The 25,670-nt window shown below is 68.1% G+C and carries 22 protein-coding genes and 2 pseudogenes; 11 read left to right on the forward strand and 13 right to left on the reverse strand.

Annotated elements, in window-relative coordinates; genetic code table 11:
* Positions 1-10: 10 nt before the first annotated feature.
* Genes QGG75_08845 through QGG75_08855 form a run of 3 tightly spaced genes read right to left on the reverse strand, consistent with a single transcriptional unit; the run spans position 11 to position 4,524 of the window.
* On the reverse strand, positions 11-2,044 hold the full coding sequence (locus tag QGG75_08845) for an acetyl/propionyl/methylcrotonyl-CoA carboxylase subunit alpha (protein MDP6067345.1): 2,034 nt from the start codon (positions 2,042-2,044) through the stop codon (positions 11-13).
* 33 nt (positions 2,045-2,077) lie between these two features.
* Positions 2,078-2,863: an enoyl-CoA hydratase-related protein gene (locus tag QGG75_08850; protein MDP6067346.1), complete on the reverse strand. Its 786-nt coding sequence runs from the start codon at positions 2,861-2,863 to the stop codon at positions 2,078-2,080.
* Between the two features lie 53 nt (positions 2,864-2,916).
* Positions 2,917-4,524, reverse strand: a complete 1,608-nt coding sequence (locus QGG75_08855) for a carboxyl transferase domain-containing protein (GenBank protein MDP6067347.1) — start codon at positions 4,522-4,524, stop codon at positions 2,917-2,919.
* 124 nt (positions 4,525-4,648) lie between these two features.
* Here QGG75_08855 and QGG75_08860 point away from each other — a divergent pair, with 124 nt between their 5' ends.
* A complete protein-coding gene (locus QGG75_08860; protein ID MDP6067348.1) occupies positions 4,649-5,431 on the forward strand; it encodes an SDR family NAD(P)-dependent oxidoreductase in 783 nt (260 codons plus the stop codon).
* Here QGG75_08860 and QGG75_08865 read toward each other — a convergent pair.
* Together QGG75_08865 and QGG75_08870 are read right to left on the reverse strand one after the other, a co-directional pair.
* On the reverse strand, positions 5,428-7,329 hold the full coding sequence (locus tag QGG75_08865) for a tetratricopeptide repeat protein (GenBank protein ID MDP6067349.1): 1,902 nt from the start codon (positions 7,327-7,329) through the stop codon (positions 5,428-5,430). The two genes, QGG75_08860 and QGG75_08865, sit on opposite strands and share 4 nt — an antisense overlap.
* 126 nt (positions 7,330-7,455) lie before the next feature.
* Positions 7,456-7,899 carry a hypothetical protein gene (locus QGG75_08870; GenBank protein MDP6067350.1) on the reverse strand — a complete coding sequence of 148 codons (444 nt, stop codon included), beginning with the start codon at positions 7,897-7,899 and terminating at the stop codon, positions 7,456-7,458.
* A gap of 281 nt (positions 7,900-8,180) precedes the next feature.
* On the opposite strand from QGG75_08870, the gene QGG75_08875 reads away from it, so the two are divergent.
* The 6 genes from QGG75_08875 to QGG75_08900 all read left to right on the forward strand — a co-directional run bounded on the left by QGG75_08875 (position 8,181) and on the right by QGG75_08900 (position 14,512).
* On the forward strand, positions 8,181-9,230 hold the full coding sequence (locus tag QGG75_08875; protein ID MDP6067351.1) for a DUF3179 domain-containing protein: 1,050 nt from the start codon (positions 8,181-8,183) through the stop codon (positions 9,228-9,230).
* Positions 9,231-9,336: 106 nt separating this feature from the next.
* Positions 9,337-10,050: a VWA domain-containing protein gene (locus QGG75_08880; GenBank protein ID MDP6067352.1), complete on the forward strand. Its 714-nt coding sequence runs from the start codon at positions 9,337-9,339 to the stop codon at positions 10,048-10,050.
* 3 nt (positions 10,051-10,053) lie between these two features.
* Positions 10,054-10,803, forward strand: coding sequence for a DnaJ domain-containing protein (locus QGG75_08885; protein ID MDP6067353.1), 750 nt, complete (start codon positions 10,054-10,056; stop codon positions 10,801-10,803).
* A 93-nt stretch (positions 10,804-10,896) separates the two neighbouring features.
* Positions 10,897-11,775, forward strand: coding sequence for a UTP--glucose-1-phosphate uridylyltransferase GalU (gene galU / locus QGG75_08890; protein ID MDP6067354.1), 879 nt, complete (start codon positions 10,897-10,899; stop codon positions 11,773-11,775).
* 31 nt (positions 11,776-11,806) lie between these two features.
* Positions 11,807-13,129 carry a UDP-glucose/GDP-mannose dehydrogenase family protein gene (locus QGG75_08895; protein ID MDP6067355.1) on the forward strand — a complete coding sequence of 441 codons (1,323 nt, stop codon included), beginning with the start codon at positions 11,807-11,809 and terminating at the stop codon, positions 13,127-13,129.
* Positions 13,130-13,132: 3 nt separating this feature from the next.
* Entirely contained in the window at positions 13,133-14,512 is a 1,380-nt protein-coding gene (locus QGG75_08900; GenBank protein MDP6067356.1) for a phosphomannomutase/phosphoglucomutase, read from the forward strand.
* On the opposite strand, the gene QGG75_08905 is transcribed toward QGG75_08900, so the two are convergent.
* The 3 genes from QGG75_08905 to QGG75_08915 all read right to left on the reverse strand — a co-directional run bounded on the left by QGG75_08905 (position 14,509) and on the right by QGG75_08915 (position 17,919).
* A complete protein-coding gene (locus tag QGG75_08905) occupies positions 14,509-15,747 on the reverse strand; it encodes an MFS transporter (GenBank protein MDP6067357.1) in 1,239 nt (412 codons plus the stop codon). The two genes, QGG75_08900 and QGG75_08905, sit on opposite strands and share 4 nt — an antisense overlap.
* Before the next feature lie 334 nt (positions 15,748-16,081).
* Positions 16,082-17,551 (reverse strand): sulfotransferase domain-containing protein, encoded by a 1,470-nt coding sequence (locus QGG75_08910; protein ID MDP6067358.1) that lies wholly within the window; start codon positions 17,549-17,551, stop codon positions 16,082-16,084.
* Positions 17,533-17,919, reverse strand: coding sequence for a response regulator (locus tag QGG75_08915; protein ID MDP6067359.1), 387 nt, complete (start codon positions 17,917-17,919; stop codon positions 17,533-17,535). The genes QGG75_08910 and QGG75_08915 overlap by 19 nt, the downstream gene beginning before the upstream one ends.
* Before the next feature lie 115 nt (positions 17,920-18,034).
* Between QGG75_08915 and QGG75_08920 the strand changes: the two are divergent.
* From QGG75_08920 to QGG75_08935, 4 genes and pseudogenes are all read left to right on the forward strand, one after another.
* A pseudogene (locus QGG75_08920) lies at positions 18,035-19,384 on the forward strand (UbiD family decarboxylase).
* Positions 19,385-19,470: 86 nt separating this feature from the next.
* Positions 19,471-20,169: a DNA-3-methyladenine glycosylase I gene (locus tag QGG75_08925; protein ID MDP6067360.1), complete on the forward strand. Its 699-nt coding sequence runs from the start codon at positions 19,471-19,473 to the stop codon at positions 20,167-20,169.
* A gap of 4 nt (positions 20,170-20,173) precedes the next feature.
* Positions 20,174-20,680 (forward strand): hypothetical protein, encoded by a 507-nt coding sequence (locus QGG75_08930; protein MDP6067361.1) that lies wholly within the window; start codon positions 20,174-20,176, stop codon positions 20,678-20,680.
* A 23-nt stretch (positions 20,681-20,703) separates the two neighbouring features.
* Positions 20,704-21,120 (forward strand): PaaI family thioesterase, encoded by a 417-nt coding sequence (locus QGG75_08935; GenBank protein MDP6067362.1) that lies wholly within the window; start codon positions 20,704-20,706, stop codon positions 21,118-21,120.
* Here the strand turns inward: QGG75_08935 and QGG75_08940 are convergent.
* The 5 genes and pseudogenes from QGG75_08940 to QGG75_08960 all read right to left on the reverse strand — a co-directional run bounded on the left by QGG75_08940 (position 21,098) and on the right by QGG75_08960 (position 25,569).
* Positions 21,098-21,730 (reverse strand): hypothetical protein, encoded by a 633-nt coding sequence (locus tag QGG75_08940; GenBank protein ID MDP6067363.1) that lies wholly within the window; start codon positions 21,728-21,730, stop codon positions 21,098-21,100. The genes QGG75_08935 and QGG75_08940 overlap by 23 nt on opposite strands.
* Positions 21,731-21,802: 72 nt before the next feature.
* Positions 21,803-22,552 carry a multiheme c-type cytochrome gene (locus QGG75_08945; protein MDP6067364.1) on the reverse strand — a complete coding sequence of 250 codons (750 nt, stop codon included), beginning with the start codon at positions 22,550-22,552 and terminating at the stop codon, positions 21,803-21,805.
* Entirely contained in the window at positions 22,552-23,868 is a 1,317-nt protein-coding gene (locus tag QGG75_08950) for a multiheme c-type cytochrome (protein MDP6067365.1), read from the reverse strand. Before QGG75_08950 ends, QGG75_08945 begins: the two co-directional genes overlap by 1 nt.
* Before the next feature lie 32 nt (positions 23,869-23,900).
* Entirely contained in the window at positions 23,901-25,094 is a 1,194-nt protein-coding gene (locus QGG75_08955; protein ID MDP6067366.1) for a 4Fe-4S binding protein, read from the reverse strand.
* A pseudogene (locus QGG75_08960) lies at positions 25,091-25,569 on the reverse strand (hypothetical protein). Before QGG75_08960 ends, QGG75_08955 begins: the two are co-directional and overlap by 4 nt.
* Positions 25,570-25,670 lie beyond the last annotated feature (101 nt).

Below are 25,670 nucleotides of genomic sequence, written 5' to 3' on the forward strand. Positions count from 1 at the left end.
ACCCGCGCCTTCAGGCCTCGTCCTCGGCGACCTCGAAATCGATGAGCAGGGTGCCTTCCTCGACCTGGGCGCCCTCGGCCACGTGGACGCCGGCAATGCGGCCACTCATGGGCGCGGCCAAGGTGTGTTCCATCTTCATGGCGTCCATCACCACCAGGGGCTCGCCCCGGTCGACCTCGGCGCCGGCTTCGACCAGCAGGCTGACGACGCGACCCGGCAATGGCGCCGCCACCGTCGAGCCGCCGTCCTCCTCGACCTCGCCGGCCGCCAGCGGGTCGTGGAATCCCAAACGGTAGGTGGTGCCCTCGACCACGATGGTGATGTCGTTGCCGCTGCGCCAGGCCCCGGCCGAGGTGCGCACGCCGGCGACGCGAGCTTCGAGCCGGCCGTCCTCGCCCAGATTTCCCTGGACCTCGACTTCGCCGTCGGGCAACTCGAGGAGATATAGCCCCTCGGCACCGGGCGGGTAGAGGACGGTGATGGTGATTTCGCGCTCGCCATCGACCAGGGCGAACTCGTCGTGGCCGGTGTCGTTGAGGCGCCAGCCGTTGACCCGGTTGAAGGGCGAATAAGGATCGTGAGAGGCGGCGGCGGCGACCTGGGCCTCGGCTTCGCGGCTGAGCAGTACGTGAAGTGCCGCCAGCGCCAGGGCGCGGTCGGGGGCGGGCTCGGGCGGCGGCACCAATTCATCGAGATGACGCTCGATGAAGCCGGTGTCGAAATCGCCCGCGGCAAAGGCCGGATGGGCGGCGATGCGGCCGAGGAATTCGATGTTGGTGATGACGCCGGCCAGGTGGACGTCGGCCAGCGTGCGCTTGAGGCGGCGCAAGGCCTGGCTGCGATTGCGCTCCCAGACCACCAGCTTGGCGATCATGGGATCGTAGTAGGGCGTCACCAGATCGCCCTGGACAACGCCGGCGTCGACCCGCACGTGCGGCCCCTCGGCCGGCATCTGCAGCCATTCCAGGCGGCCGGGCGAGGGCAGGAAGCGTTTTCGCGGGTTCTCGGCATAAAGCCGCACCTCGATGGCGTGGCCCTGGCTGGTCACCTGGTCCTGGCTTAGCGGCAGGGGCTCGCCGGCGGCCACCCTGAGCTGCCATTCGACCAGATCCAGGCCGCAGGTCATCTCGGTCACCGGGTGCTCGACCTGCAGCCGGGTGTTCATCTCCATGAAATAGAATTTTGCTTCGTCGAAGCCGGCGCCCGAGTCGACGATGAACTCTACGGTACCGGCGTTCTGGTAGCCGATGGCCGCGGCGGCGGCCACGGCGGCCTGGCCCATGGCCTGGCGCATGGCCTCGGGCAGCCCCGGCGCTGGCGCTTCCTCGACCACCTTCTGGTGGCGCCGTTGCAACGAGCAATCGCGCTCGAAAAGATGGATGACGTTGCCCTCGGCATCGCCGAAGACCTGCACCTCGATGTGGCGCGGACCCGAGACGAAACGCTCGATCAACATGCGCTCGTCGCCAAAGGCGCCACGAGCCTCGCGCCTGGCGCCAGCCAGCTCGCGGGCGAAGGCGTCGGCCTCGGTGACCAGCCGCATGCCCTTGCCGCCGCCGCCGGCCGAGGCCTTGATCAGCACCGGGTAGCCGGTTTCCTGGGCCTCCCGGGCCAGCACCTTGTCGTTTTGATCCTCGCCGTGATAGCCCGGCACCACCGGCACCCCGGCCTCGGCCATCAGGGCCTTGGCGGCGTGTTTTTGCCCCATGGCGCGGATGGCCGCGGCGGGCGGGCCGATGAAGACCAGCTCGGCGGCGGCGCAGTCCTCGGCGAACTCGGCGTTCTCGGACAAGAAACCGTAACCCGGATGCAGCGCCTGGGCCCCGGCGTGGCGCGCCACCTCGAGAATACGGCCGGCGTTGAGGTAGCTCTCGTTGGCCGCCGGCGGCCCGATCAGGTAGGCCTCGTCGGCCATCTCGACGTGCACGGCAGCAGCATCGGCTTCGGAATAAACGGCCACCGTGCGCACCCCCAGGCGGCGGGCCGTGCGTATCACGCGGCAGGCGATTTCGCCGCGGTTGGCGATGAGGATCTTGTCGAACATGGGGAACCGGAGCTTACAAACAGAAGACCCGTGCTACCACTCCGGCTTGCGCTTGTCGAGGAAGGCGCTGAGGCCCTCGATGCCCTCGGCGCTGGCGCGGCGCGTGGCGATGCGCAGCGCCGTGTCCTCGATCATGGCGTCGTCGACCGGCCGCGCCCGCACCGCCGCCACCAGGTCCTTGGCGGCCCGCGCCGCCTTGGGCGCGGCCTCGTGGATATGGCGCAGCAAGCGGTCGCGGGCGGCAAGCATCTCGCCGCCGTCGGTGACCACGATGTGCACCAAGCCCATGCGCTTGGCCTCTTTGGCATCGAAGCTCTCGCCGGTGATGAAGTAGCGCCGCGCCTGGCGCGTGCCGATGGCGCTGATGACGTAGGGCGAGATGGTGGCCGGCGTCAGGCCCAGGCGCACTTCGGAGAAGGCGAATTTGGCGCTCTTGACCGCCACCGCGATGTCGCAGGCGGCGATCAGGCCGACGCCGCCGCCGAAGGCCGAGCCCTGGACCAGCGCGATGGTGGGCAGCGGCATCGAGTTGAGGCGGTACAAGAGGCGGCCCAGAAGGCGGGCGTCGGCGAAATTTTCCTCCTCCGAGAAGCCGGCGGCCTGCTTCATCCACTCGACGTCGGCGCCGGCGCTGAAGGTTTGGCCGCGCGAGGTGATGACCACCACCCGGGTTTCTTCGTCCGCGGCCACCTGGTCGAGTTTTTTCATGAGATCGGCGACGACCTCGTCGTCGAAGGCGTTGTGAACGTCGGGCCGGTTGAGGATGATGGTGGCCACGCCCTCGCTATCCTGCTGCAGCAGTACCTTGCCCACGCTCATGCGATCAGTCTCCCTTGACGCAGCCGCTTGGCCCTGACTTCCTCAACCTACCTCTACATCCTGAAAACACCGAAATTGGTCTTCTCGACCGGCTGGTTGAGCGCCGCCGAAAGCGACAGCGCCAGCACCATGCGGGTGTCGGCGGGATCGACGATGCCGTCGTCCCAGAGCCTGGCCGAGGCGTAGTAGGGGTGCCCCTGGCTCTCGTACTGGGCCTTGATGGGCTCTTTGAAGGTCTCTTCGTCGGCCGCCGGCCAGTCCTCGCCGTCGGCCTCCATGTAGTCGCGCTTGACCTGGGCCAGCACGGCCGCGGCCTGGTCGCCGCCCAGCACCGAGATGCGCGCGTTGGGCCACATCCAGAGGAACCGCGGGCCGTAGGCCCGGCCGCACATGCCGTAGTTGCCGGCCCCGAAGGAGCCGCCGATGATGATGGTGATCTTGGGTACGTTGGCGCAGGCCACGGCCGTCACCATCTTGGCGCCGTCCTTGGCGATGCCGCCGGCCTCGTATTTGGCCCCGACCATGAAGCCGGTGATGTTCTGCAGGAAGATCAGCGGTATGCCGCGTTGGCAGCATAGCTCGATGAAGTGCGCTCCCTTGAGTGCCGATTCCGAGAACAGCACGCCGTTGTTGGCCACAATGCCCACAGGATAGCCGTGGATGCGCCCGAAACCTGTGACCAGCATCACACCGTAGAGTTTCTTGAATTCGTCGAATTCGCTGCCGTCGAGCAGCCGCGCGATGACTTCGCGCACGTCATAGGGGATGCGCACGTCCTTAGGGATAAGGCCGTGCAGCTCGGCCGGATCGTATTTCGGCTCGCGGGCCGGTGCCAGCGTCAAGTTGGGGGCTTTTTGGCGGTTGAGGTTGGCCACCACGCGGCGCGCCATGCGCAAGGCGTGGCGGTCGTCCAAGGCATAGTGGTCGGTGACGCCCGAGGTCCGGGAATGGACGTCGGCGCCGCCCAGTTCTTCCGGCGTGACGATTTCACCGATGGCGGCTTTCACCAGCGGCGGCCCGCCGAGAAAGATGGTGCCCTGCTTGCGCACGATGATGGATTCGTCCGACATGGCCGGGATGTAGGCGCCACCGGCCGTGCACGAGCCCATGACCACGGCGATCTGCGGGATGCCGGCGCCCGACAGCGTGGCCTGGTTGTAGAAGATGCGGCCGAAGTGTTCGCGATCGGGAAAGACCTCGTCCTGTTGGGGCAGGTTGGCGCCGCCCGAATCGACGAGATAGATGCAGGGCAGGTTGTTGAAGCGCGCGATCTCCTGGGCCCTCAGGTGCTTCTTCACCGTCAGGGGAAAGTAGGAGCCGCCCTTGACGGTGGCGTCGTTGGCCACGATGACGCATTCCGTACCCTCGACACGGCCGATGCCGGTAACGATGCCGGCACCGGCGATGTTGTCGCCATACATGTCGTGAGCGGCGAGCTGCGAGAGCTCGAGGAAGGGCGAGCCCGGATCCAGGAGCCGGCGCACGCGCTCACGCGGCAAAAGCTTGCCGCGCTTGAGGTGCCGCGTTCGCGATTTCTCGCCGCCGCCCAGCTTGATCCGGCCGATTTGCTTTCTCAGGTCGTCGACCAGGCCAGCCATGTGGGCGGCGTTTTCGGCGTAGCTCTCGCTGCGCGGATCCAGGCTGCTCTCGAGCACGGTCATGACGCCGTCCGGAAATTTTCCTTCGCCACGGACTCCTACTCCCTATCCAACGGCTGCCGCCTCTTTTAGCATGGCCGGCGGCGGTTGGCGTCCATCTAGTACCCACTCGAACAAACGGTGCAGCATGACCTATCAGGCTTTCGATCTCAGCGGCAAGGTGGCACTGGTCACGGGCGGCAACGGCGGTATCGGACTGGGCATGGCCGAGGCCGCGGCCCAGGCCGGCGCCGACGTCTGCATCTGGGGCCGCAACGAGGAAAAGAACGCCGCCGCCGTGGCCCAGCTCGAGGCCGCCGGCGCCAAGGCGCTGGCGCTGCCCGTCGACGTCGTCGACCAGGCAGCCGTCAAGGACGGCATGGCCCGCACCATCGCCGAGTTCGGCCGTATCGACGCCTGCTTCGCCAATGCCGGTGCCAGCACCCGGGGCAAGACCATCCTCGACATCACGGCCGAGGAATGGCACCGCATCATCTCGGTCAACCTGGACGGCGCCTTCTACACCATGCAGGCGGCGGCGGCGCACATGGCGGAACGGGCCCAGGCCGGCGACCCGGGCGGCCGTATCATCGGCACCGCCAGCCTGGCCGCCGTCTCCGGCGCGCCGGGCAACGAGCACTATGCCGCCACCAAGGGCGGCCTGATCTCGATGATCCGGGCCATGGCGGTCGGCCTGGCGCGCTACGGCGTCACCGTCAACGCCGTGCTGCCGGGCTGGATCGAAACCGCCATGACGGCCGACGCTTTCGCCTGGAAGAAATTCGAAGATGCCGTGCTGCCGCGCATCCCCATGCGGCGCTGGGGCAAGCCCGAGGACTTCGGCGCCATCGCCGTCTACATCATGTCGGACGCCTCGGCCTACCACACCGGCGAAACCTTCATGATCGACGGCGGGTATTTTTTGTTCTAAAGCGCGATGCGGGCCGGAGGCTGGCCACGGTCCTGGCGCGCCACCATCTCGGCAAAGGCGGCTTCCAGGTGGCCGACCAATTGGGCGGTGTCGAAAAGCGCGCAGCTCTCGCGGCCCTGCCGCAGGCGCCGGCGCAGGTCTTGAAGACGAGCCGGGTCACGGGCCAGCGCCAACGCCGTTTCTTCGTACTCGGCCGGCGATGCGGCTATCAGTTCATCGATTCCGGCCGCCGCCACCAGGCTGGCGCCAACCCGGGCGGAAAAGTTGGCGCCGGGGCAGGTCAGTACCGGCACCCCGGCCCACAGCGCGTCGCTGGCCGTGGTGTGGGCGTTGCAGGTGATGGTGTCGAGAAAAAGATCGGCCGCCTGGCAGCGTGCCAGATGGGCCTCGGGCTGGAGGCGCGGGGCGGCGATCAGGCGCTCGCCGGCCAAACCCCGAGACGCGGCCTCACGGCGTAAATTCTCCAGGGTCTCGGGGTGATCCACCAGCAGCCACAGCACTGCCCCGGGCAGACCTTCGAGGATGTCAAGCCACAGCCTCAGGCTGGCGGCGTCGATCTTGCGTGAGACGTTGAAGCAGCAGAAAACAAACCCCTCGGGCAGCCCCAGCTCGGCCCGCCCGGGCATTGGCCCCAGCGCCATGGCGCGGTAGCTGTTGACCTGGTAGCTCTCGGGCAGCAAAACCGGCGCCTCGCTGACGAAGGCCTCGTTTTCGGGCGGCAGCACCCGGTGGTCGGCAATCATGTAATCCATGTAGGCCGCCCCCGTGGTGCCGGGAAAGCCCAGATAGGAAACCTGCAGCGCCGCGCCCCGCAGCGCGAAGATGCGGGCCCGGTTGCCGCTGACGAAGCCGTCCAGGTCGACCAGCACGTCGAGGCGGTCGCGGCGCATGGTGTCGGCGGCCTGGCGGTCGGAGTGGCCGGAGAGGTCGTGGAAGATGTCCATGTCGGCGACGATGCGTCGGCGCAGCTCGGAGCCGTCGCTGGGTTTGAGGCCGTAGCCGATGATCTCGAAGCGCCCGCGGTCGTGGTGGCGGAACATGTCCTGCACCAGGTGGCCGGTGGCGTGGCCGGCGAACTGGCCCGAGGCATAGCCGATGCGTAGCCGCTGGGCGCGGCGGGGCGAGAGGGGGGGACGGCCCTCATCGCTGCCCGCCCCAGGGCTGGTGGTGGCGGCGATGGCGCCGGCGCGGTCGCCGGCCAGGCGCTGAAAGTCGGCCGGGGGCAGATCGAGGAAGCAGGCCAGGAAGGGATCGATGGGGCTGGGTTGGCCGGCCGCCAGGGCCGCCGCCGCCAAGGCGTCGAGCTCGCTGGTTGCCGCTTCCAGTTCGGCGAAGCGGCAGAGCGTCATCAAGGCGTAGACCAGGTTGCCCAGTACGCCGCCGTTGTCGGGGTCGAGCTCGAGCGCCCGGCGATAGCAGCTTACGGCTTCCTGCCAGCAGCCCAGCTCGCGCTGCACGTCACCCAGGTTGGACCAGGCGATATCGAGCTCGGCATCGAGCTCGACGGCACGTTGCAGGCGCTCGGCGGCGGCCGTGAAATCGCCGCTGCGAAACAGCAGGTGGCCCAGGTTGCTGAACACCAGTGCCGCCTCGGGATCGAGTTCGGCCGCGCTTTCCAGGCTGCTCCGGGCCGCCGCCGCCAGGCCCAGCTCGGCCTGCACCACACCCAACTTTCCCAGAGCTTCGGCGTGGTTGGGATGATGGCGCAGCAGCGCCGCGAAGCACTCGGCCGCCGCCTCGAGTTGGTGGGCTGCGGCCTGCAGGCCGCCAAGCCGCAGCAGGGCTTCCAGGTTGTCCGGCTCGCGCACCAGGATCTCTTGGCAGAGCGCCATGGCCTGGCCGCCCTGCCCCGCCGCTTCCAGTTCGGCCGACCGGGCCAGAAGTTCGTGTAGCGCCATGAGGAACCCCCGCCCCCGGGGACGGGACGTGTTTCGAGACGACGCTGAATCTACACCAAAATGGGCCGGGGTATTTCGAGCTTGCGCCGAATCCTCCGATGTCGGCGCCTTTTGTGCATCTTTGCCTCAGTGCTGATGGCGGTGGACGAAGGTCGTCCGGTGCACCCGCGGCTGGCCGGGAAGCCGAATGCCGAAGCTGAGCTCGAAGGTCTGCCCGGTGGACATGGCGAAATAATTGCAGTAGCTGACGGCCCCGGCGGTTTCCGTCGCCGCCATGACCCGCTCGTTGCCCACCAGGCCCAGCTCCGACACCCGGCCCGCGACTTCGGCCCCGTCTACGCGTTGGCCGGTGCGGCGATCGAAAAGCGCCACCAGCACGTGGTGCAGATTCTTGCCTTTCGGCAGCACCCCGGGATGGTCCTTGACCTGCTCGACGGCCGTGATGCCGAGATGGACATCGAGACCGTCGACCACGTGGTAACGCTCGCCAAGATGCCCGGCCAGGGCGGCCGGCCACCAGAGCAGCGCCAGCACGACGCCAGAGAGGCCTATTCTCCTTATCATAAGCATGCCCAACCCCCTTTTCCGGTGGAGGGTGGGAAGGGTTTCGGCAGGATCCGGACGAAGGCTCGCGACCGCATCCTGCCCGCCCGCCGGTTCGACACGAGGTAACGGGCGAGGGACTCCACCGCGTTCAGGCTAGCCCCGCCCAGGATCCCTGTCGCCGTGGCATATGGTCACGCCCCCCCCTCACGTCCCGCCTCACGTCCCGCATCACAAAACAGTGAATCGCGGTGACTTGCCAAGCCGCCGCCGGGCCCCGACCATGGGGCGGCGAAAATTCCGCCACCATGAGGTCCGCCATGCCCAGCGCCCGCACTTTTTCGTTCCTGGCCGCCGCCGTGTTGCTGGTGGTGGCCCTGGCCATGGGCTGGAGCCAGGTTTCGGCGGGTTCCGGTTCCTCGCCCCAATCGTGGAAATTCGAATGGCCGCGCACCGATTTTGCCAAGACCTCGGTGGACTTCGACGAAATCATGTCGGGCGGGCCGCCCAAGGACGGCATTCCCTCGATCGACAAGCCCAAGTTCGTGGCCCTCGAGGCGGCCGGACATCTCAAGGGCAGCGAGCCGGTCATTGGTTTGACGCTGGGCGGCGAAATGCGGGCCTACCCCATTCAGGTGCTGATGTGGCACGAGATCGTCAACGACGTCATCGCGGGCGTGCCGGTGGCGGTGACGTATTGCCCGCTGTGCAACGCCGCCATCGTCTTCGACCGCCGTCTCGATGGCCGCGTGCTGGAGTTCGGCACCACCGGCAAGCTCAGGCGATCGGACCTGGTGATGTACGACCGCCAGACCGAAAGCTGGTGGCAGCAGTTCCTCGGCCAGGCCATCGTCGGCGAGTTGCTCGGCAAGACCCTCGAGGTCTTGCCGGCCAGACTCGAATCCTTCGCCCGCTTCCGCCAACGCGCCCGCACGGCCGGCCAAGCGGCCCAGGTCCTGGTGCCCAACAACGACGGCCTGCGGCGCTATGGTGCCAATCCCTACGTCGGTTACGACAGCCTCGAGCGGCCCTGGCTCTATGGCGGTGCCATGCCGGCCAAGGTGGCGCCCTTGTCGCGCGTGGTGTCGCTGCAGTTGCCTGGCGGCGGGCGCGCGGCCTGGAGCATTCCCCTGCTGCGGCGGCAAAAGCGCATCGAGACCAGCCAGGGGCTGATCATCACCTGGCAGCCGGGCCAGGCCTCGGCCCTGGACCAGGCCGTCATCAGCCAGGGCTTCGACGTGGGCAACGTGGTGGTTCAGCGCCGTACCGCCAAAGGCCTGATCGACGTGCCCTACGGCGTCGATTTTGCTTTTGCTTTCCACGCCTTCTTCCCCGACGCCCCCATTCACGGCGAATAAGCCGGGCTCAACCCACACAAAAACCCCCCGGCAAAGCCATTTCCTGGTGGCAGGGGGGTTGAGGTATTATGTCTATTGTGGGCTTGCCGCCCGCAGGGAAGGGACGATGGCCAGGAAATCCGGCAGCCTGACGCCGCGCAGTTCGCGGACCCAGGTCGACGAATTCATCAAGCAGGTGGCGACGCGGCCGGCGCTTAGGCCGGAGGCTGCCCGCGGCCGCCTGATCTTCGCCCTCGACGCCACCGCCAGCCGCCAGCCGGCCTGGGACCGGGCCTGCCACATCCAGGCCGAAATGTTCAACGAAACCGCGGCGCTTGGCGGCCTCGAGGTGCAGATGGCCTACTACCGCGGCTTCGGCGAATTCCGGGCCGGCAGCTGGTCGGCCAACTCGCATGACCTGGTGCGCCAGATGGGGGCCGTTTATTGTCTCGGCGGCCACACCCAGATCGAGCGCGTGCTGCGCCACGCCATCGATGAGACGCGCAAAAAGGCGGTCAACGCCCTGGTCTTCGTCGGCGATTGCATGGAGGAAGATGTCGACGGGCTTTGCCAACTGGCCGGCGAGTTGGGCATGCTGCGGGTGCCGGCCTTCGTCTTCCAGGAGGGCCAGGAGCCGGTGGCGCGCCAGGCCTTCGAGCAGATTGCCCGGCTCAGCGGTGGCGCCTATTGCAGTTTCGACGCCTCCAGCGCGCAGCAGTTGCGCGAGCTGCTGAGTGCCGTTGCGGTCTACGCCGCCGGCGGCCGCCGGGCGCTCAAGGACTACAGCCGCCGGGCCGGCCGCGAGGTCATGCTGTTGACCAGCCAACTCGGATCGGGTTGAGCCATGCCCTGGCTGGTCCTTGGCCTCAGCGTTCTGATCGCCTTGATCCTGGCCGCCCGCTGGTTCATCAGCGCCGATCCCAAGCTGCTGGCCCGACTGCTCAAGTGGGGCAGCCTGGGCCTGTTGGTTCTGGTCGCGGCATTTTTGGCCCTCACCGGCCGGCTGGTCCTGGCGCTGCCCTTGGCCATCCTGCTGCTGCCGCTGATCAGGGGCTGGCTGCGCCGCCGCATGGGTCTCGCGCCGGGCGGCGGATTTGGCGGCCTGGGCGGTTTTGGGGGCTTTGGCCGCTTCGGCGCCGGGCCTTCGCAGGGGCAGTCCTCGGAAGTCGAGACCGACATGCTGAGCATGACGCTGGACCACGATTCCGGCGCCATCAGCGGCACCATCAAGAAAGGCCGTTTCGGCGGCCAGCAGCTCGTCGACCTGGATCTTGGCGACCTTTTCAAGTTGCTCGACGAGTGCCGCCAAAAGGACCCCGAATCGGCTACCGTGATAGAAGCCTACCTCGACCGCATCGTGCCTGACTGGCGTGGCGATGAGAGCGCTGAAAACAGCGCTGGCGCCGCCGGCACCCGGGGCGCCATGAGCCGCGAGGAGGCCTGGCGTATCCTCGGCCTCGAGCCCGGCGCCAGCACCGACGAGATCCGCGAGGCGCACCACCGCCTGATGCTGAAACTGCATCCCGACACCGGCGGTTCGACCTATCTGGCCAGCCAGATCAACCAAGCCAAGGAAGTTCTGGAAAGCTCCTAGAACACTTTCCGACCGGGCTTGCCAGGTTGGCGTGGGCGTGGCAAAAAGCAGCGCCTGCCGGCCCGGCCCGGCGGCAGCAGGAAAAAGGGCGCCATGACGACAAAGGTGAAGAAGGCCGTCTTTCCAGTCGGCGGGCTGGGCACGCGTTTCCTTCCGGCCACCAAGGCCCTGCCCAAGGAAATGATGCCGGTGGTCGACAAGCCATTGATCCATTATGCCGTCGAGGAGGCGGTGGCGGCCGGCATCGAGGAATTCATCTTCGTCACCGGCCGCGGCAAGAGCGTCATCGAGGATCACTTCGACCAGTCCTACGAGTTGCGTGCCGAGCTGGCGGCGCGCCACAAGACATCCGAGATCGCCGCACTCGACGCCTGGCTGCCGCCGGCCGGTGCCGTCGCCTATACCCGCCAGCAAGTGCCCAAGGGGCTCGGCCATGCCGTCTGGTGCGCCCGCAACCTGGTCGGCGACGCGCCTTTCGCGGTGCTTCTGGCCGACGACCTGGTGCTGGCCGAGAAGCCCTGCCTGGCCCAGATGATCGAGGCCCACGGCGAGACCGGCGGCAACCTGGTGGCGGTGATGGACGTGCCGCGCGAGCACACCCGGCGCTATGGCGTGCTCGAGGTGGGCGAGACGCGCGGCCCCTTGGTCGAAGTCAAGGGGCTGGTGGAAAAGCCGGCCCCGGCCGAGGCACCGTCCACGCTTTCGGTGATCGGGCGCTATATCCTGCAGCCCGAGGTCTTCGGCCACATCGAGCGCCAGGACCCCGGCGCCGGCGGCGAGATCCAGCTCACCGACGCCCTGGCCCGGATGATCGGCGACGATCCCTTCCACGGCTTCCGCTACCAAGGTACCCGCTTCGATTGCGGTGACAAGGTCGGCTTCATCCAGGCCAATATTGCTTTCGCCCTGGCCCGCGACGACCTGCGCGAGGGCGTCGGCGCCTACCTCAAGACTCTCGACCTCGACGCCTGACGGGGCGCGCCCTGAGAACGGAGAACCGCTAATGCGAATTGCCATGATCGGCACGGGCTACGTCGGCCTGGTCTCGGGCGCCTGCTTTTCCGAGTTCGGCGTCGACGTCACCTGCGTCGACAACGACGGCCCCAAGATCGCCACCCTGGAGGCTGGCGAGGTGCCCATCTTCGAGCCCGGCCTGGCCGACCTGGTGGCGCGCAACGTGGCCGCCGGCCGGCTTTCTTTCAGCACCGAACTGGGGCCGGCAGTGGCCGCGGCGGACGCCGTTTTCATCGCCGTCGGCACACCCAGCCGCCGCGGCGACGGCGACGCCGACCTGAGTTATGTCTTCGCCGCCGCCGAGGAAATCGCCGACGCCCTCGAGGGCTATACCCTGGTGGTGACCAAGTCGACGGTGCCGGTGGGCACCGGTGCGGGGGTGGCCGAGCTGATCGCCAAGCTTAGCCCCGGGGCCGATGTCGACGTCGCCTCGAACCCCGAATTCCTGCGCGAAGGCGCCGCCATCGAGGATTTCATGCGCCCCGACCGGGTGGTCGTGGGCACCGACAGCGAGCGCGCCCGCGAGGTCATCCGCGAGATCTACCGGCCACTCTTTCTCAACGAGACGCCGGTGCTGTTTACCAGCCGCGAGAGCGCCGAGCTCATCAAGTACGCCGCCAACGCCTTCCTGGCCACCAAGATCAGCTTCATCAACGAGATGGCCGACCTTTGCGAACGCCTGGGCGGCGACGTGCAGGACGTGGCCCGCGGCATCGGCCTCGACGGCCGCATCGGCGCCAAGTTCCTGCACGCCGGTCCCGGTTTCGGCGGCAGTTGCTTCCCCAAGGACACGCTGGCGCTGGCCCACCTGGCCAGCCGCCGGGGCGTTCCCAGCCGCATCGTCGAAGCGGTGGTCGCCGTCAACGACGCCCGCAAGCGCGGCATGGCGCAGCGCATCATCCGGGCGCTCGGCGGCGATGTCGCGGGCAAGACGGTGGCACTGCTGGGTACCACGTTCAAGCCCAACACCGACGACATGCGCGCCTCACCCAGCCTCGATATCGTGCCCGCCTTGCAGGCCGCCGGCGCCCAGGTCCGGGCCTTCGATCCCGAGGGCATGGCGGAGGCGCGGAAACTGCTGCACAACGTGGTCTGGTGCGATGATGCCTACCAGGCCGTCACGGGCGCCGACGCCCTGGCCATCGTCACCGAATGGAACCAGTTCCGCGGCCTCGACCTGGGACGCGTGCGCGGTCTTATGAAGAGCCCGCTGTTTATCGATCTGCGCAACATCTACGCCCCCGAGGAGATGGCCGCCGCCGGCTTCGACTACCACAGCATCGGCCGTCCGGCTAAACCGCCCGAGGCCTAGCGCATGAGCCACCGTTTCGACCCCACCATCCTGCGCGAATACGACATCCGCGGCATCGTCGGCGAGACGCTCTCGCAAGCCGACGCCGGGGCGCTGGGCCGCGCCTTCGGCAGCGTCGTGGTGGAACGAAACGGCGGCCGTGTGGCCGTGGGCTACGATGGCCGGCTGACCTCGCCCGGGCTCGAAGAAGCCTTGTGCCAGGGCCTGGCGGCTTCTGGCCTCGAGGTGCTGCGCATCGGCCGCGGCCCGACGCCGATGCTCTACTTCGCCGTCCACCACCTGGACGCAGAGGCCGGGGTGATGATCACCGGCTCGCACAATCCGCCTGACCACAACGGCTTCAAGATGATGCTGGGCACGGGCCCCTTCTTCGGCCCCCAGATCCAGGAGCTGGGCCAGCGGGCGGCGACCGGCGATTTCGCCCAGGGCGCCGGCAACATGCGCCAGGCCCCGGTCTTCGATGCCTATCTCGAACGGCTGGTTAGCGAGGACCCCGGCGATTGGCCCCTGGCCGCCGCCTGGGATCCCGGCAACGGCGCCTCGGGCGAGGTCTTGGCGGCGCTGCTGCCCCGGCTTTCGGGCCGCCATGAGTTGCTGAACGGCGACATCGACGGCAGTTTTCCCAACCACCACCCCGACCCCAGCGTGGCCGAGAATCTGGTGCAGTTGCAGGACGCCGTGAAAGCGGGGGGCCTCGACCTGGGCCTCGCTTTCGACGGTGACGGAGACCGCCTGGGGGCGGTTGACGGAGAGGGCCGGATTCTTTGGGCCGACCAATTGGTGGCGCTTTACGCCCGCGAGGTGCTGGCCCGAAACCCCGGCTCCACCATCATCGCCGACGTCAAGTCGAGCCAGGTGCTGTTCGACGAGATCGCCCGGCTGGGTGGCCAGCCGCTGATGTGGCGCACCGGACATTCGCTGATCAAAAGCAAGATGGCCGAGACCGGGGCGCCGCTGGCCGGCGAGATGTCGGGGCACCTGTTCTTCGCCGACCGCTACTTCGGCTATGACGATGCCCTCTATGCGGCACTCCGGCTGCTGCGCGTGGTGGCCCAAAGTGGCCTCAGCCTGGGCCAGCTGATCGACGCCCTGCCGGCGCTGGTCAACACCCCCGAGTTGCGCTTTACGGTGCCCGAGGAACGCAAATTCGCCATCGTCGAAGAAGTACGCCAACGCCTGGCCACGGCAGAGGGCATAGAGGTCAACGCCATCGATGGCGTACGCGTCTCGAACGCCGACGGCTGGTGGTTGCTGCGCGCCTCCAACACACAGAACGTGCTGGTGGCGCGCTGCGAGGGCGGCGACAGGGCGGCGCTGGAACGCCTCAAGCAGGGCTTGGCCGAGGCCCTGGAGCCCAGCGGCGTCGAGGTGCCGTTCGCTTAGCTCGGCTTCGCCTTCAGCAATCTTCCGGCCACGAAGAACCAGAGCAGCGCCGTCACCTCGATGGCCAGCATGGTGCCGAAAGCGGCCTGGTAGGCCCCCGCCTGGTAGTTGCCGCCGGCCAGCGGCGGCCACAGGTCGATGATGGCGCCGATGGCGTACTGGGCGGCGAAGGAGGCGGAAAACACCATGACGTTGAGGCCGGTGTTGGCCCGGCCCGAGAACTCGGGCGGGAAGTGCTGCGAGAGGATGGCGAAGGAGAGCGAGATAAAGGCCGACAAGGCGCCGACTCCGATCCACAGCGCCAGGGCGATGCTGGTCAGTTCGGCAACCAGGCCGGCCTGCACCAGGAGCAGCGCGCTGAGGCCGCCGCCCAGCACCGTGATCGGGCGGATGGCGAAACGGCGGTAGAGAAAGTCGGTGAGGAAGGCGGCGAAGGCAAAGCCCAGCGTCATGGCCAGGGCCATGATAAAGAGGTGGTTGGCCACGGCGGCGCGATCGAGCCCGGCCACGTCCCTGAGCCAGGGCCCGGCCCACAGGCCCTGGATTGCCATGGTGGTAGCCGGCGTCACCACACAGAGTGGCGCCAGGCGCCAGAACAGGCGGTCGCGGTAGACCCGGCCGAGATCACGGAACTGCTTGACCAGGCCGCCGCTGGGCGCCACGCCGGGCCGCGTCGGCACGACGAAAAAGACCAGCGCCGCGGCCACGAAGGTGGCCAGCCCGAGCGCGCCATAGACGCCACGCCAGTCGGTCACGCCCAAGGCCAGCTCGACCGGTACCGTGGCCGCCATGGCGCCGACCCCGCCGAAGGCGAGAAAGAGCCCGTTGAAGAGCGGCAGGCGCTGGCGGGGGAACCACAGCACAATGGCTTTCAGCGAAGCCATCAGGCCGCCGGCCACGCCCAAGCCGATCATGGCCCGGCCGATGATCAGGGTCTCCGGCGCCTGGCCGTTGGCGAAGACCAGCGCCCCCAGGCCGGCCGAAAGCAGCAGCACGCCCTGCACGCGGGACGGGTTGAAGCGGTCGAGGAGCAGGCCCAGCGGCACCTGGAAGGCGGCGAAGGCGAGGAAGTAGGCGGCCGTGATCAGGCCCAGGTCAGCCGCCGAGAGGCCGATCTCAAGCACCAAATGCGGCGCCAGCACGGCATTGATGGTGCGAAAGACATAGGAAAGCGTGTAGCCGGCGGCAAAGGGCAGAAAGACGACCAGGACGCTCCGCGCGATGCTAGCCCGCATTTCTCACCTGGTCATGGCCTGCGCGTCGCTGTCGCGCCGACAGGGTAGGAGCGCTGCGCCGCGCGATGTGGGACATCGGGCAAGCAGCGTGACGCACCCTGTCGGTGCGACAAGGGACGACCCTGGGGCGCCCGAAGGGTCGCTCCGCAGAGTCCCTGTGCGCGCGCCCGCTTTGGCAAAAGGTCGAAGAGCGTAGTCCCACTACGCTCATCGACCTTTTCCTTCCGGATCGCATCACCTGGGGGCTTTGCTGCCCGTGACCCGGTGAGAAATGCGGGCTAGGCGCCGAAGGCTGGCGGGTGGCCTGGCGCTTCATATCAAACTTGAAACACCCTCAAACGGCCGTCAGCAGGCGGCGCCAATAGGGCGTGGCGTAGTGGCGCTTGAGCCCTGCCGCGGTTTCACCGTCGCTGGCGTAGATCTCCATCTCGGTGCCGGGCACTGTCTCGAAGACCTGGCCGGGATGGCGAAAGACCACCTCCGAGCCCAGCGTGAGGTGCGTGGTGTAGTCGTGCCAGGCCAGCCAGGCCCGGTCTATGGCGATCTCTTCGCCGGGCGGCCGGCCGGCCAATCCGTCCCGGAAATCGCTCTCGTATCCCAGCTCGCCGAGCAGCGAGGCGTAGTCGAGCTCTTCCAGCGTGGCGGCGTGGGCGGCACCCAGCAGCCCCTTCCATTTGCCCGCCGAGGGCTTCCACATATGGCCGCTCTCGAACAAGGCGGCCGGCGAGCCGGGTTGTTGCAGCGACTTGAAAAGGAACTGGTCCCTCAGTTCCTCGGCGTAGGAATCGTCGGGCAGTGGCAGGCCGGCGATCTCGGCCAGTTTGTGGATCTCGCGCACGGGCTCGGCCAACAGGTCCTCATAGCGCACCAGCGGCACCTCACCGGCACCCAGCGCCGCCGCCCACCAGTCACGCAATACCGTTGCCATGGTGCGGAACCAGTCGGCATCGTGCAGCACCGCATCGGGCGGCCGCCAGTACTTGGCGGCCAGCGACACCAGCACGTCCAGAGGATGGCGGCAGATGGCGACGGTGGTGTAATTGAGCGCCGCCATCTCGCGCCTGAGCGCCGCATCCGGCGCTTCGTGGCTGGCATAGAAGGGCCGCGTCGGGTGGCTGAAGGCGCTGAGGCCGGAAAGATAGAGAAAGCCGTCGGAGAGGAACCCCCGCTCCGCCTCCAGCGGCCGCCGGGCGCCGGTGCCGAGCGCCACTTCGAGCCGGCCCATACCGTTGGGCCGGAGCTGAAAGCCCCAGGCCCCGAGGCCGACGGTGCTGTGGTATATGGCGTCATAGAGCACTTCGAGGTGATCGGCACAGAGCGCCCGGATCTTGCCGGCCACCGGGTCCAGGCCGGTGGCGTCGGGGTCGCGGGCCGCCAACAGCGAGCCCAGGATCGAGTTGATCACCGTGTTGCCCGATGAGGGAAAGCCGAAGACGCCGAGGCCGCCGGGAAAGCGCGGCGTCACGTAGCGCTTGATGAAGGCGGGATGGCGCAGCGGGCAGTCGATCCCCCATTCGTTGAGGATGGCCACGAAGTTGCGCGAAAAATCGCTCTGCCGGCCGTCGGCCGAGCGGCTGGCCACCACCACCGGAAGGGCCGCCGCCGGATCGTAGCGCCGGCGGAATTCCTCCTCGTCGACGATCGGCGCTCCCTGGAAATCGGCGCCCTCGGCCTGGCTGCCGACGACGTAGGGCAGGGCCACCTCGAGCTGGCGCAGCACGCCGGCCAGGAAGGCGCTCCAATCGTTGAGGCCCCAGATGATGACGGCGTCGGGCGGGCTAGTGTTCAGCGCTCTCGGGCCCACATCTCGCGTATGGTGTCCGCGAGCTTCATCGGATCGAAGGGCTTGGCGATGACGTCGATGGCGCCCAGCTCGCGGTACTGGGCGACCTCGGCGGGCTGCACCTTGGCCGTCATGAAGATCACCGGCGTGGCCGCCAATTGGGGCAGTTGGCGCAGCTCCGCCAGCGTCGTCGGGCCGTCCATGCCCGGCATCATGACGTCGAGCAGGAAGAGCTGCGGAGCGAAGCCCGGCGCGCGCTCCAGCGCCTCGGGGCCGGAGCTGCAGACCTCGACCGTGAAGCCGCCGGCCAATTCCAGGGCCATGCGCGCCACCTGCTGGATGTCGGGCTCGTCCTCGACGAAAAGAATGCGCTCGAGGGTCTCGGTCATGTTTGGCTCCCGTGACGTCCGCAAGGAGTCTGGGCACCCACCCGGTGTACGTCAAGGCGGTGCTATGCAAGGAGATGTCCCTTTTCTAGACTAAGGCGCAAACAGGGAGGCAAACATGGTCGACATCAAGGACCTGCAGGCCATCGTCAAGGCGCTGGACAAGATGGGCCGGCTGGTGCGCGTCAAGTCCGAGGTCGATCCGGCCTACGACCTGGCCGGCATCGCGGCGCGCTTCGAGGGCGGGCCCAGGGCGGTGCTCTTTGAAAACGTCAAGGGTTACGACGAGCCGGTGCTCACCGGGCTCTACTGGTCGCGCGAGCTCCTTGGCGCGCTCCTGGGCAAGGCCGAAGGGGATCTTCCGGGCTACGTTCAGGACTGCATCGAGAGCTGGCAGAAGAAGCCCATGGCTCCCGTCAGCGTGACCAAGGCGCCGGTCATGCAGGTGACGGAAAACCGCGTCGATCTCAGCAAACTGCCCATCCCGACCCACGCGCTGGACGACGGCGGAGCCTATTTCGATGCCGGCGTGGTCATCGCCCGCGACCCCGAGACGGGCGTGCGCAATGCCTCGATCCAGCGCTTCATGGTGGTCGACCAGGACACCCTGACCATCAACATCGACGCCGGCCGCCACCTCGAGCTTTATCTCGAGAAGGCGGCAAAGCGCGCCGAGACGCTCAAATTCTCGCTCAATCTGGGCGTCGGGCCCGGGCTCCATTTCGCCGCCGCGACGCCGGCCGAGGCGGCGCCGGCCGACACCGACGAGCTAGGCATCGCCAGCGAGTTTCACGGCGAGCCCTTGGAGCTGGTGGACGGTACCGTGCTGCCGGTCGAGTGCGTGGCCCACGCCATGTGGTCGCTGGAATGCCAGATCGCACCCGGCGTGGTGGGCGCCGAAGGCCCCTTCGCCGAGGTCACCGGCTATTACGCCACGCGCGCGCCGCGCCCCGTGGTGCACGTGCGGGCCGTGCACCGGCGGCGAAATCCCATCTTCCAAACCATCATCTCGGGCAAGGAGGTGTTCAATTCGGTGGGCCTCTTGGGCGAGGCCAACGTGCTGGCGCTCTTGCAAAAGCAGGTGCCCGGGGTGCGCGACGTCTATTTCAGCCACGGTGGCGCCGGTTTCTACCATGCCGTGGTGCAGATCGCCCAAGGCCGCGCCGGCTGGTCCAAGCAGGCCCTGATGGCGGCCTTCGCCGCCTTCCCGCCCTTGAAGATGGTGACGGTAGTGGACGACGACGTCGACATCCGCAACCCCAGCGACGTCGAATGGGCCATGGCCACACGCCTCGATGCCGCCAGCGGCATTCTCACCATCGACCAGGTCTTCGGCCACGGCCTGAATCCGAGCTTTCCCGATTATCTCGGCGCCAAGGTGGGTTTCGACGCGACGCGCCCCTTCCCCCACACCCGCGAATTCGACCGCGCCAAGATGAAGGAGGTGGGCCTCGAGGGCCTCGATATCGAGGTGCCGGAGATCGCCGCCAAGGCCAAGCGCCCGCGGCGCAAGGCGGCGGCCAAGAAGCCCAAAGGCAAGCGCAAGAGCAAAAAATGACCCCCTTCGCGGCTCTTTACGAACGCGCGGCCGGGCGCAAGGGCGGCCCGGCCGAGCTGGAAAAGCAGCTGCCGACCCCCAAAAGCGCGGCCGAGCTGGCCCGGCTGCCCGACGACCGCTGGCTTTCGGGCATGAGCAAGATCGTCTTCCAGGCCGGCTTCAACTGGCAGGTGGTGGACAACAAGTGGCCGGGCTTCGAGGAAGCCTTCGCGGCTTTCGACCCGGCCCTGTGTGCCGCCTTCGACGACGACCGTATCGATGCGCTGCTGAAGGACAGGCGCATCATCCGCAACGGCGCCAAGGTGCTGTCGGTGCGCGCCAACGCCGTCTTTTTGCGCGAGCTCGCCACTGAGTACGGCAGCGCCGGGCGCTGTTTCGCCGACTGGCCGGCCGAGGATTTCGTCGGCCTGCTGGCCATGCTCAAGAAACGCGCCAGCCGGCTGAGCGGCCGTTCGGCGCAATATTTCCTGCGCAGCATGGGCAAGGACGGTTTCATCATCTCGCCCGATGTGGCCACGGCGCTCATCCGCGAAGGCGTGGTGACCAAGGACCCGACATCGGCCCGCGATCTCAAGGCCGTGCAGGAGGCGTTCAATGCCTGGCGCACCGAGAGCGACCGGCCGATCAGCCATATCAGTCGCGTGTTGGCGATGACGGTGGAGCGCGAGATGCCCGAGGGGCGGGTTAGGCTGTAGGGCCATGTTTAGCTCCAGCCACACCTCCCACGGCCGTTGGAGCGAACCCGGCGTTCCCCATAATGGCTGGCGTTGCATCGACTTCATCGATCTGGGGCGGCCCTCGGAAACCTGCGGCATGTGCGAGCGCCAGCAAATCCGCTACGTCCACGTCATGGAGCACGCCGAATTTCCCCAGCGCATCCGGGCCGGCTGCGTCTGCGCCGGCAACATGGAATCCGACACGGTGGCGGCGAAGGAGCGCGAGCACCGGGCCAAGAGCCTGGAGGCCCGGCGACGGCGCTGGGTGGAAAAGGTCTGGCGGGTGTCCAGGCGGGGCAACCCGTTCCTCAACGTCGATCGCTTCAACGTCGCGCTGTTTCGCAAAGAAGGCGCCTGGTCGGGGCGGATCGAGGACAAGACCTCGGGCAAGACGATTTTCGCCAAGCGCCGCTATGCCGACCAGAACGCCGCCAAGCTGGCCGCCTTCGACGCCGTTGCCGTGCTCAAGCAGCGCCGCGAGAAGCGCTGAGAAAACTAAAGGAAGGCCCAACCTTGATCCGCAACGACGTCAATGCCGCGCCCATCTTCAGCCAGCACCTGCCCATGCAGGTGATGGAGCGCGGGCCTGGCCGCCTGGTGCTGGCCGCCGCCTTCGACGAGATCCACTTGAACGCCGCCGGCATCGTGCATGGCGGCCTGCTGTCGTCGCTGCTCGACTGCTGCCTGGCCGGCGCCGCCTCGGCGGCCGTGGGCGACGAGCTCGGTGAGGGCGGGGGTTATGGAATTACGCTCTCCATGACAGTCAACTTCGTGCGCGCCACCGGCGCCGGCGAAGTGCGCTGCGAGGCCCAGGTGCAGGGCGGCGGCAACAGCACCAAGTTCGTCGAGGCGCGGGTGCTGGACGGCGGCCAGGGGCCGGTGGCCACGGCCAGCGGCACGGTTCGGGTTATTCCCATGCCAAGCGCCTGAGGGGCGCCCTGCCGGGCTCCTCGACCGGCCCCTCGACCATGGGCGTCTTGGGCAACTGGATGAGATAGAAAATCCCCTGGGGCGAGGTGTCGGTGATCACCAGATCAAGGTTGGCGGCGCCTCCCGGCCGCACCTCGCCGCCCGAAAAACGCAGGAAATCGAAAGACTCCATGATCGGTTCGATAATCTGGAAACGGTCCGAGGCAAAGGGGACCGGGGTGGTCGAGGCCTGATCGAACGATAGCCCGTCGAAATAATCGCTGGGCAGGCCCACCTGCTCGCGCAGCTCGAGATCGAAATGGCCCCAGACGTCGGCCGTCAGGTTGCGCACCTGTTTGCGCAGGTGAATGGCGATGGGCCGCGTCTCACCGCGCTTGCCGCCCGCCAGCCGGTCCAGCCCGCGGACCACCAGGACAGCCGGTCCCGGGCCGAAGATTTCCTCCACCAGCACGAAGGGATCGGCGCGGCTGCCGCGGCCCGAGGCCGCCAGCAGACGAAAGCCGCCGCGTTCGTCGCTGAACTCGACGCCCTGGATGACGAAGGCGGCCGCCGCGGCGGCTGCCGGCAGCAGCAGCACGACCAGGGTGGCCAGCATGAGACGAACGGGCATGCGGCGATTGTCGGCCGGCCGCCGTCCGGCGGCAAATAGATTCGCTGGGATACTGTGGCGACCGCCGTCGCGCTAGCGTTGATCGCCCAGCGCTCGCCGGCGCCGGTGACGCGTAATCGCCGCCTTGATGCGCAATAGCGCACCGTCGAGCGCCGCCTGGCCGAGCCACCATTGATGGTCGGGGGAGTGGTGGGCCAGGCCCTGGCGCAACGCCGCCAGCGGCCCCTCGCGCATGGCCTTGAGCTCTGCCCCGAGATCGATGCCGGCAGCAGCCGCCGCGGCGGCCGCCGCCTCGGCTTCGCGGAACTTCAACTGGCCGATGGCCAGGCCGCGCCGCGCACTGGCCAGCAGGGTATCGACGAAGCGCGGCGAGTGGCAGTCGAGGCAGGCGGCCTCGGCCGTCTCGGCGCTGGCGCCGTGGTCGGCCTCGTGCAGGTGGCAGTAGGCGCAGCTCGGCGCCCGCTGGTTGCCCTCGGCCAGCGGCAGCGTGAAATCCGCCTCGGCCGCCTCGAGTCCGGCGATGACGCCGTGCTTGGAAACCGTGTAGGCGTGCACCAGCGAAGCCTTCGGCCCGCCATGGCAGTCGACGCAGGCCTGGCCCTGCCGGGCCGCCGCCAGAGCGCCGTGGAGCTGGCCGTGGCAGGCCGCGCAGCCGGCCTGCTCGGGCCCGTGCCGGCCATCACGCCAGTCGGTCACCAAGTCGGGCGTCTGCTGCCGGTGACAGTCGCGGCAGGCCGCTTCGTCGAAGGGTCCGGGCGGCAATTCCGCGGCCGCGAGCGGCGGCGCCAGCAGAAAAAAAGCCATGACCAGCACGCCGCGCATCAGTTTTGCTCGCGGTTGAGGCCGGTATAGGGGCCGTCGAGCCACAGCCGGCCGGGATCGAAGATCGCCCCGGCCGCTTCCTCGCGGGCCCCCAGCGTCCGCAGCTCGCGGGCCCGTTCCTCGATGCCCTGCAAGGAATGGCGCAGCCGGCGGTGGCCTTCGCGCACGCCCTTTGCATCGCCGTGGGCGGCCGCCTTGTAGGAGCCCAGGCCGTCGAAGTACCACATCTCGAAATAGTCGCGCTCGATGGCCGAGACGTTATAGAAGGCCGAGGCCTGACCTTCGTAAAAGCCGATGCGCAGCGTCGGCCAGAAGCTTTCCCACCAGTCCAGCGGATAGGGCGGGCGGCGGCCCGGCGGCGGCTGGATGAGGTCGCCACGGCGCAGCGCACGCAGCTCGTCCTCGGCCCGGTACAGGAGCTTCCAGGCCGCCTTGCGCTCGTCGTCGAGGCCCCGCAGCCAGGCCGCGGCCTGGGCCCTCTCGTGGCAGTCCGCACAAACCGCGATCCAGCGCTTGCGTTTGACCTGGTTCTGGGCCGTGCGCGGATTGCGCTGGCGCAGGCCGAACTTCCAGATCGCCTTGTCGGCCACCTGATGGTTGCCGCCGCCAAGGTGGCAATAGGCGCAGGTCGGCACTGGGTAGTTGCCGGGCCTAAGCGGCTTGGACCAGTCCCAGCCGGCGCCCTCGGCCAAGTAAAGCTGGCCGTGGGCCGAGGCCAGGTAGCTTTCATCGTCGGGGTGCGGCGGGCCGGAATGGCAGGTCAGGCAGGCCTCGGGGCGGCGCGCCTCGGCGGCCGAGAAGCGGTGCCGGGTGTGGCAGGAATCGCACTTGGTGGCCACCGAATGGCATTGCAGGCAGGCCGTCACTTCGGCCTTGGGCTTGTCGACGAAGTGCTTCGAGTTGACGGCCCTGGTCATGGCCAGGGCGTGGCTGGGAAAGCCGTAGCGCCGCTCGGCCAGGAACTGGCCATGCTGGCGCTCATGGCAGGCGCCGCAGTCGGCCGGGGTGGGAAAGCGCAGGTCCTGGTGGTCGCTGCCGTGGCAGCCGTCGCAGGCCACCGCGGGGACAAGGCCTTGCCCCTGACTGGGCGCGGCATGGCGGCTTTGGCGCCAGTCCTTGACGATGCCCGGGGTGACGCCGGCATGGCATTCGAGGCATTCGGCGGCGCCGAAGCGGCCCTCGACGAGTTCCGTTTCGGGCCGCTGGAAGGTTTCCGGATCCCAGTATTCCTGTACCGCCTCGGGTCGCCAGAGATGACCGTAGAGGCCGTTGCCGCTGGCCTGCTCGTCCATGCCGGCCCGAGCCGGAGCGGACAAGACCGCCGCTGCCAGTAGCAGGGCGAGGACTGTCAGTGGGTGAAGCAAAAGCTGGCCGATGACAATAGGGTGGGAAGTTCGTCGGCGCTGCCCACCGCCGCCGAGAACCACCACGAGGCTGTCAAGGAAAGCATCAGCACCGCGGCAAAAACCCAGGCCTGGGGTCGCGCTGTCGGCAGCCGGCCCGAAGCCCAGGCGCGCAGCCGGCCGCGATTGCGCACCACGGCCGGGCTGAGCACGCTGCGCACGTCGTGGAAAGCCAGGCTGCCGGGCGCGCATTCGCTGACGCAGCGGCCGCAACCCATGCAGTCGGCAACGTCGATGCGGCCTTTCTCACGCCCCAGCCCGAGCACCGGGATGCCCATGTCGCAGACCTGGTCGCAGACGCCGCAGTCGTTGCAGCTTTGGCCGTCGAAATCGAGGCGGTAGAAGCCGACCCGGTTCAAGATGCCGAAGGTGGCGCCATAGGGACAGAGATAGCGGCAATAGGCGCGGTTGCCGGTCAGCGGCGACAACAGCATGGAGGCGAAGTAGGGCAGCACCACGAGCATGCCGAAGATGCCCAGGTAGCCGGCCGACCAGGCGTTGGGCGGGAACAGCAAAAGCGCCCCGGCGGCCAGGTAGAGTGCGAAGAAGAACCATTTGATGTGCCGCAGGCGCCAGGCCCAGGGCCCGCGCGGGGTTTTGTGGCGGAAGACGAATCCCACGGTCTCGCGGATGGCGACGCAGGGACATCCCCAGCCGCAGATAACACGGCGGCCAAAGAGCAGCACCGCCGCCAGCACCAGGAAAAACGTCAGCGTTCCCGGCCGGTGCAGATCGGGAAAGGCGGGCTGCGCCCCGGGGTAGCCGAGATAGGGCTCGAAGAAGGGAAAGAGCCATGGGATCAGCCACCAAAAGACGCTGATCACCGACACCAGGACGATCAGGCGCTTGCGCGTGTAAGGGTTCTGCTCGGCCCTGATGCGCCAGATGCCGAAGCCCAGGATGATGGCGTATTCGCTGTAGCGGTTGAGCCAGATCGGGTTGTCGCCGATAAACAGCCAGGTTTCGTTGAACCAGCCCAGGAAGGCCCAGGCGAAGGCCGCCAGGGCCACAAGCCGCAGCGGCCAAGCGTAGCGCCCGGCCAGCGAACGCTGCTGCCCGACCGGCAGCGCCTTGGCCCGGTAGACGCCGGCCAGGCGCCCGCCCGGGGCGCCGGTGGCCCTGTTCGTGGCGGCGCTCACAGCGCTCTCTCCTGTGTCGCCGCGCGGCCGCCGGCCTGGCGGAAGGGCTGCGACAGCATGCGGTCGAGGCGCAGTTCGGCAGCTTCGCGGAAGTCCTCGAGGCCGATGCTCATGGCCTCGTGGCCGGCCGCCGGTTGGGCCCGGTAGCTGCGTAGCAGGCGGTCCCACCAGGGCAGGTTGAAGCCGAAATTGCTGTCGCTTTCGGCCGCCACGGTGGAATGGTGCACGCGGTGCATGTCGGGGGCGACCGCCAACAGCCGCAGTCAGCGATCGAGGCCGCCAGCCAGGCGCCGCCCAACGCGGCGCCCGGGAAGATCAGGCGCAACAGCACGATGTCGAGCATCACGATGCCCAGATTGGCCGGCCAGCGCCAGCGCCGCGGCGCCGCCACTTCCCACGGCATCATGGCTGCCAGCAGCCCGAAGAAGACGCCCAGCCGCAAGCTGCTCTCCTGCTGCAAGAGGTTTGCGCTCATGGCCCCACAGGTCCTACAGCCGTCCTTGCCCCGCCACCGGCGCACCATTTGTCCCCGGGGATCCGGCCCGTGATGGCAAAACCGTCCGGCACCGCTTTCAT

The organism is Alphaproteobacteria bacterium, assembly GCA_030740435.1.
Taxonomy (GTDB): domain Bacteria; phylum Pseudomonadota; class Alphaproteobacteria; order UBA2966; family UBA2966.

Bases quoted from the DNA above. Each gene is read 5' to 3' on its own strand.
- QGG75_08845 (MDP6067345.1), bottom strand. From the start codon at position 2,044: ATGTTCGACAAGATCCTCATCGCCAACCGCGGCGAAATCGCCTGCCGC.
- QGG75_08850 (MDP6067346.1), bottom strand. From the start codon at position 2,863: ATGAGCGTGGGCAAGGTACTGCTGCAGCAGGATAGCGAGGGCGTGGCC.
- QGG75_08855 (MDP6067347.1), bottom strand. From the start codon at position 4,524: ATGACCGTGCTCGAGAGCAGCCTGGATCCGCGCAGCGAGAGCTACGCC.
- QGG75_08860 (MDP6067348.1), top strand. From the start codon at position 4,649: ATGACCTATCAGGCTTTCGATCTCAGCGGCAAGGTGGCACTGGTCACG.
- QGG75_08865 (MDP6067349.1), bottom strand. From the start codon at position 7,329: ATGGCGCTACACGAACTTCTGGCCCGGTCGGCCGAACTGGAAGCGGCG.
- QGG75_08870 (MDP6067350.1), bottom strand. From the start codon at position 7,899: ATGCTTATGATAAGGAGAATAGGCCTCTCTGGCGTCGTGCTGGCGCTG.
- QGG75_08875 (MDP6067351.1), top strand. From the start codon at position 8,181: ATGAGGTCCGCCATGCCCAGCGCCCGCACTTTTTCGTTCCTGGCCGCC.
- QGG75_08880 (MDP6067352.1), top strand. From the start codon at position 9,337: ATGGCCAGGAAATCCGGCAGCCTGACGCCGCGCAGTTCGCGGACCCAG.
- QGG75_08885 (MDP6067353.1), top strand. From the start codon at position 10,054: ATGCCCTGGCTGGTCCTTGGCCTCAGCGTTCTGATCGCCTTGATCCTG.
- galU (MDP6067354.1), top strand. From the start codon at position 10,897: ATGACGACAAAGGTGAAGAAGGCCGTCTTTCCAGTCGGCGGGCTGGGC.
- QGG75_08895 (MDP6067355.1), top strand. From the start codon at position 11,807: ATGCGAATTGCCATGATCGGCACGGGCTACGTCGGCCTGGTCTCGGGC.
- QGG75_08900 (MDP6067356.1), top strand. From the start codon at position 13,133: ATGAGCCACCGTTTCGACCCCACCATCCTGCGCGAATACGACATCCGC.
- QGG75_08905 (MDP6067357.1), bottom strand. From the start codon at position 15,747: ATGCGGGCTAGCATCGCGCGGAGCGTCCTGGTCGTCTTTCTGCCCTTT.
- QGG75_08915 (MDP6067359.1), bottom strand. From the start codon at position 17,919: ATGACCGAGACCCTCGAGCGCATTCTTTTCGTCGAGGACGAGCCCGAC.
- QGG75_08925 (MDP6067360.1), top strand. From the start codon at position 19,471: ATGACCCCCTTCGCGGCTCTTTACGAACGCGCGGCCGGGCGCAAGGGC.
- QGG75_08930 (MDP6067361.1), top strand. From the start codon at position 20,174: ATGTTTAGCTCCAGCCACACCTCCCACGGCCGTTGGAGCGAACCCGGC.
- QGG75_08940 (MDP6067363.1), bottom strand. From the start codon at position 21,730: ATGCCCGTTCGTCTCATGCTGGCCACCCTGGTCGTGCTGCTGCTGCCG.
- QGG75_08945 (MDP6067364.1), bottom strand. From the start codon at position 22,552: ATGCGCGGCGTGCTGGTCATGGCTTTTTTTCTGCTGGCGCCGCCGCTC.